This window comes from Leptotrichia sp. oral taxon 221 (genome assembly GCF_018128245.1).
In the GTDB taxonomy this organism is placed as follows: domain Bacteria; phylum Fusobacteriota; class Fusobacteriia; order Fusobacteriales; family Leptotrichiaceae; genus JABCPH02.
Map to the genome: position 1 here is coordinate 1,310,598 of NZ_CP072378.1, position 13,405 is coordinate 1,324,002.

A 13,405-nucleotide genomic window follows, 5' to 3' on the forward strand; every position below is an offset into this window, starting at 1 on the left:
TTCAACATTTTATCTTAAAAATATAATAACATTAATCACATTCAAAGTAAAGTTAAAATCTAAAATTTTTTTAAAGTTCTTCTTTTATTGCAATCGCAATATTTTCTGGAACGACCTCCATTAATTCCTCTAATTCAGCTTCTCTAATTCTTTTTACAGTTCCAAATTTTTTAATTAATTCTTTTTTTCGTTTAGGTCCTATACCATTTATGTCGTCTAATGCACTTTTAATATTTCTCTTACTTCGTAATTTTCTGTGATGTGTTATTCCAAATCTATGTGCTTCGTCCCTCAACCTTTGCAAAATTTTCAAGGTTTCATCCTTTTTATCAAAAATATATGGCTCACTTTCGTAGCTTTTAAATATTTCTTCCTCTCTTTTCGCAATTCCAATAATATCTGTATACTCGATTTTTCCTAAATTTTCTAAAACATCAACTGCCACACCTAGCTGACCTTTTCCACCATCAATCAAAATCAAATTTGGCAATTCTTTAATTGATAATTTTGAATATCGTCGTGTTAATGCTTCTCTCATCATCAAAAAATCATCTGGCGTATCTTTTACTGTAATTTTAAAATGTCTATACTCCTTAGGCGTGATTTCTCCATCAATTGCAACAGTCATTGCCGCAACCGCATCCTTTCCTTGAATATTCGAAATATCAAAACACTCAATCCTATAAGGCAAACTTTTCAATCTCAATTCTTTTCTCAAATTCCGTAATCCTTCTTGAATATTTCTCTTTCTTCGATAAAATTTCTCAACTTCCTCACGTAAATTCAAGTATCCCATCTCTAAAAGTTTTTCTCTACGACTTTGAATCTTCGGAAAATGAAATTTTATTTCCTTATGTTTCTCTAATTTTGCCCATTCCTTCAACAATTCCTGATTTTTCTCAAACCTCACATCACAAATTATATTTTTAGGAATATTTCTTTTCTCATAATACAACGTCATCAATCTCTCGAATAAATTTTCCTCATGACCTCTTTCCATCGAAATTATAAGATGATTTTTATTTATAACCTTACCTTCTCTAATGTTCAAAACACATAAAAACACATTTTCTCTCTTCTCTTCAAATACAAACACATCCTCATCAATTTCCTTACTATACTCAATAATTTGTGTTTCCAACATTCTTTTCAGTGATGACAATTTTTCTCTCTCAATGATTGCCCTCTCGAATTCCATTTCTTCACTAAACTTTTTCATTCTATTTTCCAATACTTCTAAAACTTCTGAAGAATGTCCCTTTAAAAAATTCTTAAAATTATTAACATTAATCATATATTCCTCTGAAATATCCTTATACATACAAGGTCCTGGACATGTTTTCATATGATATTTTAAGCAAGGTTTAGTTACCTTTTCCATATTTCTATTACAATCTCTCACTGGAAATATTTTCAAAAGTGATTTCATTGCGAAAAAAATTCCCATCGGATAAGGTCCAAAATACTCTGCATTTTCATTCAATCTCTTCGTACTTCGCACTATTTCCACTTTTGGAAACATCTCCTTCGTAAATTTAATATACGGATACGTTTTTTCATCCTTCAACAAAATATTATATTTAGGTTTATACTTTTTTATTAAATTATTTTCTAAAATTAATGCTTCAACTTCTGTTTTACAAATAAAAAACTCAATATCCCTTATATTTTTTACCAATTCTAAAGTTTTTGAATTATGTGATTTTATATTTGAAAAATATGAAGAAACTCTATTTCGAAGATTTTTAGCCTTTCCAACATAAATTATTTTATTTCGCTCATTTTTCATCAAATATACGCCTGGATCAATTGGTATGTCATGATTTTTTATGGGTGATTTTATTTCTTCCATCATTTTTTCCTTTTAATTTTCAAATTATATTTCTGTTTTCGCTCCAACTTCTCTATGATATTTTCCAACATTATATGTCACTTTTTTCGACAAATCTTCATATAATTTATTCACAAAAGTTACCGATCTATGTTGTCCTCCAGAACATCCAATTCCTATTCTTAAATGAGATTTTCCCTCTTTTTCATATTTTGGAATCAAATACATTAACATTTCCAACAACATTTTATAAAAATCTTGACTTTCAGGCATTCCCATAACGTAATCGCTAACATCTTTATGATTACCAGTCTTTTTTTTCAAACTTTCAATATAATATGGATTCGGCAAAAATCTCAAATCAAACATCAAATGTAAATCCAACGGAATTCCATACTTGAAACCAAATGAACTTATACTAACATTCATTTTTTTATTCCCAGAAAAAAATTCTTTTTCTAATAATGCTTGTAATTCCTTCACAGAAAGCGTACTCGTATCAATTACTAAATCTGCTTTTACCATAAAGTTTTCCATTATTTTTCTTTCAGCTTCAATATTTGAAATCAAAGTATCATACATGTTTAGTGGATGCTTTCTTCTAGAAAGCTCATATCTGCTAAGTAAAACTTCTGTTCGTGCATCCAAATAAATTATTTTGTAGTCTATGCCCTTTTGTTCCAATATTTTCAATTTCTCATTCAATTGTTTAATAAACTGTTCATTTCTAACATCTATCGCAATTGCAATTTTCTCTTGCTTTCTACTATTCAAAAATATTTCATCTAAATATTGAAACAAATTTATTGGAAAATTATCAATACAAAAATAATCTCTATCTTCAAAACAATTCATTGCTTCTGACTTTCCAGCTCCACTCATTCCAGTAACTATAACAAGTTCTTTTTCTGTTCTATTTTCTTTTGCTTCCATTTCTTTTCTCACCTTCGCTATTTAAGATTATTTTTTGTTTTTATATTTTAAATACATATATCTCTCTGTTAAATTATAACATTTTTAACTTCTTTTTCAAAATTTTTTCTTTTCAATTTTTATAAAAAATACTCATAATTTTTTATAAATCCATAAATAAAACCAATAAATTCTGACTTCTACTTTATTTTATAAAATTTATATTAAATTTTCAAAAATTTAAAATTTTTAACTATAATATAAAAGAAAAAAGAACTGTTCCATAAGCAAATCCAATTCTATTTATAAATCTTACAATTCAAAATAACTTTTTTACTTATGTCACAGCTCTTTACTTTTTATATTTTTTAATGAACTATTTTCAATAAATTTATTAAAGTTTATAAAAATTTTTAATATTCTGTTATCAAATAATTGAATGCTCCTAAAGCTGCTTTTGCACCTTCACCCATTGCAATTATAATTTGTTTTTGTTTGATATTAGTAACATCTCCTGCTGCAAAAATTCCTTTTACTGATGTTGAATTGTTTTCAGGGTTTATTACAACTTCTCCAGCTCTATTAAGTTCTGCAATTCCTTTTAACAATTCACTGCTTGGTGCCAACCCAACTTCAACAAACATCCCATCTACTTTCAATGTTTTTTCTTCATTTTCATCTCTATTTTTATAATTAATACTTTCTACAAATTCCGAACCTTGAACGCTAGTTGTCGCTGTATTTAAAATTACATCAATGTTATCTCTTTCAGTTAATTTATCTTGCAACACTTTATCGGCTTTTAATTCAGGCATAAACTCGATTAAAGTTACATGATTAGCAATTCCAGACATATCTAAAGCTGCTTCCACTCCAGAATTTCCTCCTCCAACAACTGCTACATTTAACCCCTTATAAAAAGGCCCATCACAAGTCGAACAATAATGCACTCCTTTTCCAACATACTCAGCTTCTCCAGGAATATTCAATGCTCTAGGTTTAGCTCCAGTTGCCAAAACAATTGTTTTTGTTTTATAACTTTTTCCATCATCAGTTACTAAAACTTTATCTTTTCCATCTTCTTTAATTTCTTTTACAACGTGCCCTTCCTTAAATGCAACTTCATTATCTTTCAAATGAGCTTCCAAAGATTCAGCAAATTTTGCTCCAGTAGTCGATTTTGTTCCGATAATATTTTCAATTTCATTAGTATCTAAAACTTGTCCTCCAATTTTTACTCCAATCATCGCTACATTAAGCCCTTTTCTAGCTGAATAAATAGCCGCTGAAACAGCTGCTGGACCTGCTCCAATCACTGTAACATCATACAATTTATTTTCATCTATTTTTTGTAATTTTCCTTCATCTAATGCACCTAAATTTAAACTAAAATCCATTCTCTTACCTCCTAAATCTGTCTATAAAAATTATCTTCCCCAAGTTTCTGGACTTTTACTCCATTCTAAAGCAATTTTTGCTTCTTCATCTGTTAAATAATCAGTATTCGCCAATAAATTGATTAAAACATCAAAATTAGAAAGCGAACTAAATTTGCAATTAAATTTATCATAATTTTCTTTTGCTGAAGCAAATCCATATGTGAAAATCGATTTAACTTCCATGTCAGAAACACCTTCTTTTTGTAACACATCTACTGCTATCAAGCTACTTTTTCCAGTCGTAATCAGATCTTCAATTACAACAACTTTTTTCCCTTGAACTTCTGCTCCTTCGATTTGTTTTCCAGCTCCATGATCTTTTGGTTTATTTCTAACATACGCCAACGGTTTTTGCATTCTATCCGCAATAAACGCCGCCCAAGGAATACCAGCAGTCGCAACTCCCACAATTACATCCACATCTTTATCAATCGCTTCCACAAATCCTTCAACAATCGCATCTCTTTCTTCAGCAAATCCCAATACGAATCTATTATCACAATAAATTGGACTTTTAATCCCTGATGCAAATGTAAATGGTTCATTTACATTAATTTTTACTGCTTTCACATCAAATAATGCTTTTGCAACTTTTTCTTCCAAACTTAGATTATTACTCATAAAATTCTACTTCCTTTCCGTTTTCTAAATTATCATTAAACTTATTATTTTGATAAACAACTTTACCATTTACTATTGTTAAAACATTTTTCCCCTTTAATTTCCAATTTTCATACGGTGTCCATCCACATTTTGACTCAATCGTATCATCCACACCAACTGTCCATTCTTTATCCAAATCAACAGCAATTACATCCGCATAATATCCTTCTTCCAATTTCCCTCTTTTTGAGATTTTCATTATTTTTGCAGGATTTTCTGCCATCAATTTTTGAATCATTTCCAATTTAACTTTCCCTTCATTATATGCATTCAACATCAACGCCAATGAAGTTTCAACTCCAGGCATCCCAAAAGTAATTTTTTCTAGTTTTTCACTAATCAAATGCGGTGCATGGTCTGTTCCAATCGTGTCAACTTCCCCATTATTCAACGCTTCCCACAAAAATTCATTATCTTTTTTCGTTCTCAATTCAGGTTTCATTCTCAAAAGCATTTTATTTCTATCAGTACTCTCTCTAATTTCCTCATTCAAAAACAAATGATGTGGAGTAACTTCTGCATAAACTGGATGTTTTTCTGTATTTAATTCAGAATTTTTCTTTGCTTCCAATACTTTCTTCAATTCTTCTTTAGACGGAATATGACAAACATAAAGTCCATTTCCATAATTTTTATTATATTCCACCGCCTTATCAATCATCTCATTTTCCGCATGAACCAACACAAGTTTAGAATTTTTAAATACATTTTTCAATATATCTTCATCTTCAATCAACATTTCCCCTGTTGTTACATTCATAAAGATCTTTACTGTATTTGCTTTCTTCGCTTCAAGCACTTTTTTTATCTCATCAATATTATTATTTCTGCTTCCACCAAAATGAAAACCATAATTTACAATTGATTTTTCACTCGCTAATTTTTTCTTATCTTTCAACGCTTCCAATGTCGTAGTTGTCGGAATAGTGTTTGGCATATCATAAAATGTTGTAACACCTGCTTTTGCACAAGCTCTACTTCCTGTCGCAAAATCCTCTTTTGCCGTAATTCCAGGCTCTCTCATATGAGTATGAACATCTATCACACCTGGCATAACAGTTTTACCTTTTAAATCAATAATCTCTAATTTCTCATTTTTTCCAATATTTTTAATTTCTTCTTCTGAAAAACCTTCACTAATTTTATCAATTTTATCATCCAAAATCAACAATTCAATTTTATTTCCGTGAACATCTTCCCCATCTTTTAAATAGAGCATTTTCTCCCCTTTCTTTAACTTTTTCCTTAAAACTATTTATAAAAACATAAAAATAACAAATTAATAAATTATTTCGCATTTTAAAAAAATCTCTAAAAAATATTATCACTTACCAGCATATTAATTAGAGATTTTATTATCTTTTTATCTTCCTTCTAATTTATCCAACAATCTTTCCATTCTTTCAACTTGTTGTGATTGCAATTGTAATTTTTCATCTAATGTAAGTTTTTTTGCTTTTTCTTTTCTAGGTTTTACAGTTGTTTTCGTTAAACTAGTTGTTTTTGGTTGTATTCTTTCAACTGGTGCTATTACTGGAGTTGTTACTTCAACTGTTCCATCATTAACTTCTTGAGACTCAGTATTTTGAGATACTGGTGCTTCTTCTTGTGTTTGAACTGGTGCTACAACTTCTGCTTTAGTTGCCTCTATATTTTTTTGATCTCCATCATTTACAAAATTACTAAATGATAATTGTGAAGCACCTTCATATGCTCCATAGATATCTCTATATTTATCATCATTTACAAGATTACTAAACGATAATTGTGAAACTAACACACCCATCGCCAAAATTATTACTCTTTTTTTCATAATTTACTCCTTTATTTTTTATTTTTTTGTTTTGACAAATAATTTTCATTCTGTCTACTCATTATAACATAAAAATATTATTTTTTAAACTACAGTTTTCCCTATTTTTACATTATAAAAAACAAAGAATTTTACAATGCTTCAGAAATTTCTTCTAATATTTTTTGAGCTGCTTCAGCTGGATTTTCAGCCTTTGTAATTGGTCTTCCGACAACCAAGAAATCTACATTGTTCTTTATTGCATCATATGGTGTCATAATTCTATTTTGATCATCGTTACTTTTTCCATCAGCATTTAACGTAAATTTAGGTCTCACTCCAGGACAAACTGTTACAAAATCTTGACCCAATTTTTCTTTGATTTTTGCAGATTCTAAAGGTGAGCACACAATTCCGTGCATATTGCTATTTTTCGCAACTGTAGCCATATTTATTACCATTTCTTCTAAATTCATGCTACTTTTAAACATTTCATTAATATCTTCTTCTGATAAATTTGTAAGCACTGTTACTCCGATTAACAAACTGTCTGAACCGCTTTCTTTCACTAATTGAGCAACTTCCCTCATTGTTTTGCTTCCATTTGAGCAGTGAATGTTAAACATAAACACATTTTTCTTAATAGCGTTTGCACAAGCCATTTTAACTGTATTCGTAATATCATGAAATTTCAAGTCTAAAAACACTTTTTTCCCTTTTTCATGCAAGTACTCAACCAATTTTCCATCAGTACTCAAGTAGCTTTCCAATCCAACTTTATACATTGAAATATTATCGCCTAATTTCTCCACCAAATTTTTTGCATCTTCAAAATTATTGTAATCCAATGCTACAAATATTTTTTCTTTCGCTTTTTCATTTATTTTACTCATGCTTTTCTCCCTCTCAAAATTTAATTAATTATTTTCTATTTTCCAATCTTTTTCTGTATGCAACACCATCATCTGAATGTGCAAACCCAACAATTTCTGAAATATTTGATAAATTTCTCTCTTCACAATATTTTTGTAATCCTTCTTTTACTTCCAAAGCCACTAATGGATTTGGAAAAAATGCTGTTCCAAGCGAAATTACAGACGCTCCCGCCAAGAAAAATTCAATCGCATCTTGTGCACTGCTAATTCCACCCATTCCCAAAATCGGAATTGACACTGCTTGTGATACTTGATGAATCATTCTCAATGCAATTGGTTTTACAGCTGGACCAGACATTCCACCATAAATATTCCCTAAAATCGGCTTTCCAGTGTTTATATCAATCGCCATTCCAAGTAAAGTATTTATCATCGAAATCGCATCTGCACCTTCCTCTTCCACAATTTTAGCAATTTCCACGATATTTGTAACATTTGGAGACAATTTTACTAATAACGGTTTTTTCGTAACTTTTCGCACTTCTCTAGTTACAAGCCTTGCCATTTCAGGATTTGCACCAAAAGCCATTCCACCATCTTTTACATTTGGACAAGAAATATTTAATTCCAGCATTTTTATTTCGTCAAGTTTATCCAATCTTTTTGTTAATTCAACATATTGTTCCAACACGCTTCCATTAATATTTGCAACAATCGGTACGTTTATATATTTTTTTATTTCCTTCAAAGTATGTTTTTCAAAATAGTCAATTCCAGGATTTTCAAGCCCTACACTATTCAACATTCCTGCTGGAGTTTCTGCTATTCTCGATCCCTTATTCCCTGGACGAGGCTCCATAGTAAGCCCTTTTATCACAATCGCTCCCAATTCATTTGGATCAAAATATTCTTTGTACTCTGTCCCAAATGCAAAACATCCACTCCCTGTAAAAATCGGATTTTCTAAATCTATTCCCAAAAAATTCGTTGCAAGTCTATTTTTTCTATCTTCCACTCAACTCACCTCTATTCTCATCAAAAATTTCAGCATAAAATACTGGTCCACTCTGACAAACTTTTTTCATTCCATCTTCAGTCGGTATTGAACATCCTACACAAGCTCCAACACCACAAGCCATTCTCTCTTCCATCGAAACCTGCGAAACAATCCCATTCTCATTTGAAATTTTAGTAATCAATTCCAACACTTTATGAGGTCCACAAGAATAAATCATATCAATTTTTTCACCTGATGAAATCTCATTTTTCAACAATTCTATCACATTTGCCTTTTCTCCAACAGTCCCGTCATCGCTACAAATCTTTACTTCAATTCTTTTATCACTTAAATCAAAATTATCTAACATTTTTAATGTTTCTCTATCTCTTCCACCTGCAATGAAAATAATTCTCTTATTCTCTTTTTTCTCCAATAATTCCTTCAAAAGTTGCTTCAATGGAGCCAATCCAATTCCACCACCAACAACGACAATTTTATCTGAATTTTGAGTCACTGCAAATCCATTTCCTAACGGACCTTGAATATTTATAACATCTCCCAAAGCATAAGTCGTCAATTCTCTAGTTCCTCTTCCCAAAACTTTATAAAGAAATTCCAATTCCCCAGTCTCATGATCCACACTATGCAAGCTAATTGGTCTTCTCAAAGTCATAATCTCATTCTTCAATTTCAACATATAAAACTGCCCAGCTTTAGGAACAATCTTACTATCTTGAGTATTTTTCGATTTAACTTTCATCAAAAAATTATCTCCACCAACATATCTATTTTCTAAAATTTCCACATCTTCCAAAAAATTTGTTTTATGATTATTTTCCAATTTTCGTTTCCTTTCCAAATAAATATTTTTCTCTCCTAAAAATTTACTTTCTTTTATCAAAAATATCAACTAACATTTTCGATTCTCATTTTTTCATTCAAAATTTATCAAAACCTATTTTGTTTTCAACTTAATTTCTTCTTCTGAAATTATTCTTTCACAATAATAACACTTATATTTCGTCGTTTCGCTATCCTTCACTCGATTAAATTTCGTATCAATCGCCTCATGATTTGAAATACACTTCAAATTATCACATTTCATAAGCCCTATAATTTCATCCAATTTTTCCAATTTCATTTTTTTCACAACTTTATAATTTTCAATAATATTTATTGTCACATTTGGTGCTACTAAAGAAATCTTGTCAAGCTCACTTTTATCTAACACTTTTTCCTCAATTTTAATAATTCCTTTTCTCCCAAGCGAACTGCTGTGCATATTAGCCGCCACAGTTATGACTTCGCTATATTCCTTCAAATCCAATATTTCCACTATCGCAAACACTTTTTTTGCTGGAATGTGATCAATTACAATCCCATTTTTTATCGCTGTTATCTGCAATTCTCTTACATTTTCAGTCATTTTTTTCTCCTTCAATTCCAAAGACTCATTAATCTATAAAAAAATCAAAATCAATAAATTTACATCAATAAAATAAATTTTCTAAAAAAATTCTTTTACCTTTCCAAGCACAGTCATCATCATCGCTTGTCTCACAGGTATACCATTTCTAGCCTGTTTGAAGTACAACGCATGTTTCGTATCATCCAAATCAGTCGAAATTTCGTCCACTCTAGGCAAAGGATGTAAAATTATCATATCGTCTTTGCATTTTCCTAAAATATTTTCCTTATTAATAACATAAATTCCCTTCACTTGCTCATAATCCTCAATATCAGGAAATCTTTCTTTCTGAATCCTTGTCATATAAAAAACATCAATTTTATCAAGACAATCTCTAAAATCTTCTAAAACCTCATATTTGATATTATTTTTATCCAATTCATCCAATAAATATTGTGGCATTTGTAAAATTTGTGGTGCAATAAAATAAATTTTTGGATTAAAGTGAGTCAGTGCTTTTACCAATGAATGAACTGTTCTCCCATATTTCAAATCCCCAACAAATGCAATCTCTAAATTTTCCAAACTACCTTTTTCTTCCAAAATTGTATATAAATCAAGTAAAGTCTGACTTGGATGTTGATTTGAACCGTCTCCTGCATTAATTATCGCCCTTTTAGAAGTTTCATCAGCCAATCTAGCCGCACCATCTAAAGGATGTCTCACAACAATCAAATCTGAATAAGCTTCAACCATTTTTATCGTATCCCTAAATGATTCCCCCTTTTTCAACGACGACTGTTCCACTGGAGGCAATTGCAACACCTGAGCTCCCAATCTTTGAGCAGCTGATTCAAACGACATTTTTGTTCTTGTACTAGGCTCAAAAAACAATGTCGCTATAATTTTTCCATACAAAAATTTCAATTTCTCATCATCAGGTGTTTCATCGATTTTTCTCGCCAATTCCAAAATATTCAATATTTCTTCCTTGCTCATGTCATTCATAGAAATAATACTTTCCATCGTTTTTTCCTCTCTTTCCAAAAAAAAAGGATAATAAATGTTAATCCTTTATTACTCCTTTTTTCATATATAATAACCTTTTTTATTTATAAAATAATCACAAAAAATAGAATTTTTCAACGAAAAAATAATCGTTAGGAATATCTTCATTTTTTCTATTTCAATCATTTTTTCCATCTCCAATCTCTATCCAAAATCTAAATCTGTAATATGATACCAAATTTTTCTGTTTTTTTCAAGAAAAATATATCAAATAATTTCATATTTTAATTTCGTTATCTCTTTTATTCTTTCAATGACCTCTTTATTTTCCTTTTCCTCGCTACTATTTTTATAAACCAATTTTTTTAAATTCAAGTCAACTTTTTTAATCAAATCAACCATCAGCAATATCTGATTAAGCGAACCCTTTTTATTTTTAGAAACAATAATCACTTCTGAATCTTTCCGATATTCACACATAAAATCCAACACACTATAATTTCCCTCTATCGGCAAAAGCAACCCACCAGTTATCCTAATAAACACAAAATCATTCTTTAGTAAAGACTTATTAACTTTCTCTCTCAATTCAGCCAATTTATCAATTTTCTCTTCAGCATTATCAGAAATATTTGTTTTAATAACAATCGTTGTATATTTCGCTTTCTCAGAAATTTCTTTTGAATACATATCTTCCACAATCTTTTTACCAACATTTATTTCTGTACCCGCAATAAAACAAATTTTCCCACGCTTATTTTCACGATAACGAACGATATGATGTCTTCTACATCTTGCTTCATAATTTTCTGTAGCTCCTACCATCACAAGCGGATCATCATAATATGCTGGTTTCCCATCTATCAATCTCTGACTCGCATAAGCAGGTTTCCCACAAACCATACAAATCGCATGTAATTTATCCACTTGATCAGAAATACTCATTAATTCTGGCATCGGATGATAAGGTTCCGCACGAAAACTCATATCCAATCCTGCTACAATAACCCTTTTCCCATATTCAACATACTTTTTACAAAAATTCACAACCTCTTGCCCAAAAAACTGAACTTCATCAATCCCAATAACTTCTGCATCAATGTTTTTCTCCATAATCTTATCCATTTCCTCAACAGATGCTACAGGATAAGCCTCCAAACTATCTTTCCCATGTGAGAAAATCCCATCTTCACCATATCTATTATCAATTCCATGCTTAAAAACAACAATTTTCTGTTTCGCATATTTTGCTCTTCTCAATCGTCTTATCAATTCCTCACTTTTCCCAGAAAACATGCTTCCTGTCACTACTTCAAGCGATCCCAATCTATTTACTTGCTCCATTTCATTTCCTTTCAAAAAAATTTCACTTTATAAAATACATCAAAAATTTTAATAAAAAACTTACCCTAAAAAAAATTACATTGACAAAAAGAAGAGAGCTACTTGGCTCTCCCTAAAAAATCTTAATTTTCTATCATTATCAAAGCAAATCTTAAATTTCTTCGATATCGTAAACTTCTGCACCTTTTTTATTAATTGTTTTCTTTTCAATTGACCATTTGTCAGAAAGTGTCGCAAGATCCTTTTTCATAGCTTCCAAAAATTCATCATTATCATAATTCAATGAAATCAAAGTAGGCCCCGCACCACTTATATACTCACCTAACGCATTATGTTTTTTAGAAAAATCAAATATTTTATCAGAATCATTTATTAATGAAAATCTATAAGGCTGATGAATTTTATCTCCCAATAAAAATCTCAAACTATCATATTTTCCTTTGATAAATGAATCTACCAATAATCCTAATTTTGCAATATTGTTAACAGCATCATGTGCCGAATATGCTTTTGGCAACACGCTTCTTGATTTTTCAGTTGACAATTTAAAATTCGGAATCATCACATAAAAACACAAATTATCTGCTGTTGGCAATATGCTATAAACTGTTTCCCCCTCATCACACGCAGTCAACACCATTCCACCAAAAATTGCTGGCATAACATTATCTGGATGTCCTTCCATCTCAATCGCAATATCCGCAATTTTATCAATATCCAATTCATTTTTTGCAAAAGTATTCGCAATCAATATTCCCGCAACAATCGCACTCGAACTGCTTCCCAATCCTCTCGAAAGCGGAATGCTATTCTTCGTAATATTCACTCTGCAATTAGGAATATCACTACTCAAATATTTTTTTGTATGATTAATCGCTTCATTAATAAAATTATCTTTTATCGGTATTGAAAATGGCTCTCCATTTTCAAAAAATTCTGTTTTTTCACTCTCTTCAACTTCCAATTCCAACGCATAATCTAATGCCACACCCAAGCAATCATACCCAACTCCGATATTTGCTGATGTTCCTGGCACTTTCACCTTAAATTTTAAACTCATTTCTCTCCCTTCTTGTTTTTCTTTTTCATTATCATAAAAAATATTCAAAACCAAAATAATTTATTACAATCAT

The 13,405-nt window shown here is 30.3% G+C and carries 13 protein-coding genes; all 13 read right to left on the minus strand.

The features are described 5' to 3' along the window. Window positions 1-70: 70 nt before the first annotated feature. Complete coding sequence (uvrC, locus tag J4863_RS05855) at window positions 71-1,855, minus strand: excinuclease ABC subunit UvrC (RefSeq protein WP_211617863.1); 1,785 nt, start codon at window positions 1,853-1,855, stop codon at window positions 71-73. 21 nt (window positions 1,856-1,876) lie between these two features. Continuing rightward, complete coding sequence (gene rapZ / locus J4863_RS05860; protein WP_211617864.1) at window positions 1,877-2,764, minus strand: RNase adapter RapZ; 888 nt, start codon at window positions 2,762-2,764, stop codon at window positions 1,877-1,879. Window positions 2,765-3,156: 392 nt separating this feature from the next. Continuing rightward, complete coding sequence (locus J4863_RS05865) at window positions 3,157-4,140, minus strand: FAD-dependent oxidoreductase (protein WP_211617865.1); 984 nt, start codon at window positions 4,138-4,140, stop codon at window positions 3,157-3,159. A gap of 30 nt (window positions 4,141-4,170) precedes the next feature. Next, window positions 4,171-4,803 carry an orotate phosphoribosyltransferase gene (gene pyrE, locus J4863_RS05870; protein WP_211617866.1) on the minus strand — a complete coding sequence of 211 codons (633 nt, stop codon included), beginning with the start codon at window positions 4,801-4,803 and terminating at the stop codon, window positions 4,171-4,173. After that, window positions 4,796-6,064 carry a dihydroorotase family protein gene (locus J4863_RS05875; protein ID WP_211617867.1) on the minus strand — a complete coding sequence of 423 codons (1,269 nt, stop codon included), beginning with the start codon at window positions 6,062-6,064 and terminating at the stop codon, window positions 4,796-4,798. The genes pyrE and J4863_RS05875 overlap by 8 nt, the downstream gene beginning before the upstream one ends. 144 nt (window positions 6,065-6,208) lie before the next feature. Then, window positions 6,209-6,658 carry a hypothetical protein gene (locus J4863_RS05880; protein ID WP_211617868.1) on the minus strand — a complete coding sequence of 150 codons (450 nt, stop codon included), beginning with the start codon at window positions 6,656-6,658 and terminating at the stop codon, window positions 6,209-6,211. Window positions 6,659-6,789: 131 nt separating this feature from the next. Beyond that, window positions 6,790-7,530 (minus strand): orotidine-5'-phosphate decarboxylase, encoded by a 741-nt coding sequence (gene pyrF, locus J4863_RS05885; protein WP_211617869.1) that lies wholly within the window; start codon window positions 7,528-7,530, stop codon window positions 6,790-6,792. 28 nt (window positions 7,531-7,558) lie between these two features. Beyond that, window positions 7,559-8,527 carry a dihydroorotate dehydrogenase gene (locus J4863_RS05890; RefSeq protein ID WP_211617870.1) on the minus strand — a complete coding sequence of 323 codons (969 nt, stop codon included), beginning with the start codon at window positions 8,525-8,527 and terminating at the stop codon, window positions 7,559-7,561. Beyond that, complete coding sequence (locus J4863_RS05895; protein ID WP_249111482.1) at window positions 8,517-9,353, minus strand: dihydroorotate dehydrogenase electron transfer subunit; 837 nt, start codon at window positions 9,351-9,353, stop codon at window positions 8,517-8,519. The genes J4863_RS05890 and J4863_RS05895 overlap by 11 nt, the downstream gene beginning before the upstream one ends. Before the next feature lie 114 nt (window positions 9,354-9,467). Next, window positions 9,468-9,938: an aspartate carbamoyltransferase regulatory subunit gene (pyrI, locus tag J4863_RS05900; RefSeq protein ID WP_211617871.1), complete on the minus strand. Its 471-nt coding sequence runs from the start codon at window positions 9,936-9,938 to the stop codon at window positions 9,468-9,470. Between the two features lie 81 nt (window positions 9,939-10,019). Next, window positions 10,020-10,946: an aspartate carbamoyltransferase gene (gene pyrB / locus J4863_RS05905; RefSeq protein WP_211617872.1), complete on the minus strand. Its 927-nt coding sequence runs from the start codon at window positions 10,944-10,946 to the stop codon at window positions 10,020-10,022. 249 nt (window positions 10,947-11,195) lie between these two features. Then, the gene (locus J4863_RS05910; RefSeq protein ID WP_249111483.1) at window positions 11,196-12,287 is read right to left on the minus strand and encodes a thymidine kinase; all 1,092 of its coding nucleotides are present in this window, start codon (window positions 12,285-12,287) and stop codon (window positions 11,196-11,198) included. 136 nt (window positions 12,288-12,423) lie between these two features. Beyond that, window positions 12,424-13,332 (minus strand): homoserine kinase, encoded by a 909-nt coding sequence (gene thrB / locus J4863_RS05915; protein ID WP_211617873.1) that lies wholly within the window; start codon window positions 13,330-13,332, stop codon window positions 12,424-12,426. Between the last annotated feature and the right edge of the window lie 73 nt (window positions 13,333-13,405).

Bases quoted from the DNA above. Each gene is read 5' to 3' on its own strand.
- uvrC (WP_211617863.1), bottom strand. From the start codon at position 1,855: ATGATGGAAGAAATAAAATCACCCATAAAAAATCATGACATACCAATT.
- rapZ (WP_211617864.1), bottom strand. From the start codon at position 2,764: ATGGAAGCAAAAGAAAATAGAACAGAAAAAGAACTTGTTATAGTTACT.
- J4863_RS05865 (WP_211617865.1), bottom strand. From the start codon at position 4,140: ATGGATTTTAGTTTAAATTTAGGTGCATTAGATGAAGGAAAATTACAA.
- pyrE (WP_211617866.1), bottom strand. From the start codon at position 4,803: ATGAGTAATAATCTAAGTTTGGAAGAAAAAGTTGCAAAAGCATTATTT.
- J4863_RS05875 (WP_211617867.1), bottom strand. From the start codon at position 6,064: ATGCTCTATTTAAAAGATGGGGAAGATGTTCACGGAAATAAAATTGAA.
- J4863_RS05880 (WP_211617868.1), bottom strand. From the start codon at position 6,658: ATGAAAAAAAGAGTAATAATTTTGGCGATGGGTGTGTTAGTTTCACAA.
- pyrF (WP_211617869.1), bottom strand. From the start codon at position 7,530: ATGAGTAAAATAAATGAAAAAGCGAAAGAAAAAATATTTGTAGCATTG.
- pyrI (WP_211617871.1), bottom strand. From the start codon at position 9,938: ATGACTGAAAATGTAAGAGAATTGCAGATAACAGCGATAAAAAATGGG.
- pyrB (WP_211617872.1), bottom strand. From the start codon at position 10,946: ATGGAAAGTATTATTTCTATGAATGACATGAGCAAGGAAGAAATATTG.
- thrB (WP_211617873.1), bottom strand. From the start codon at position 13,332: ATGAGTTTAAAATTTAAGGTGAAAGTGCCAGGAACATCAGCAAATATC.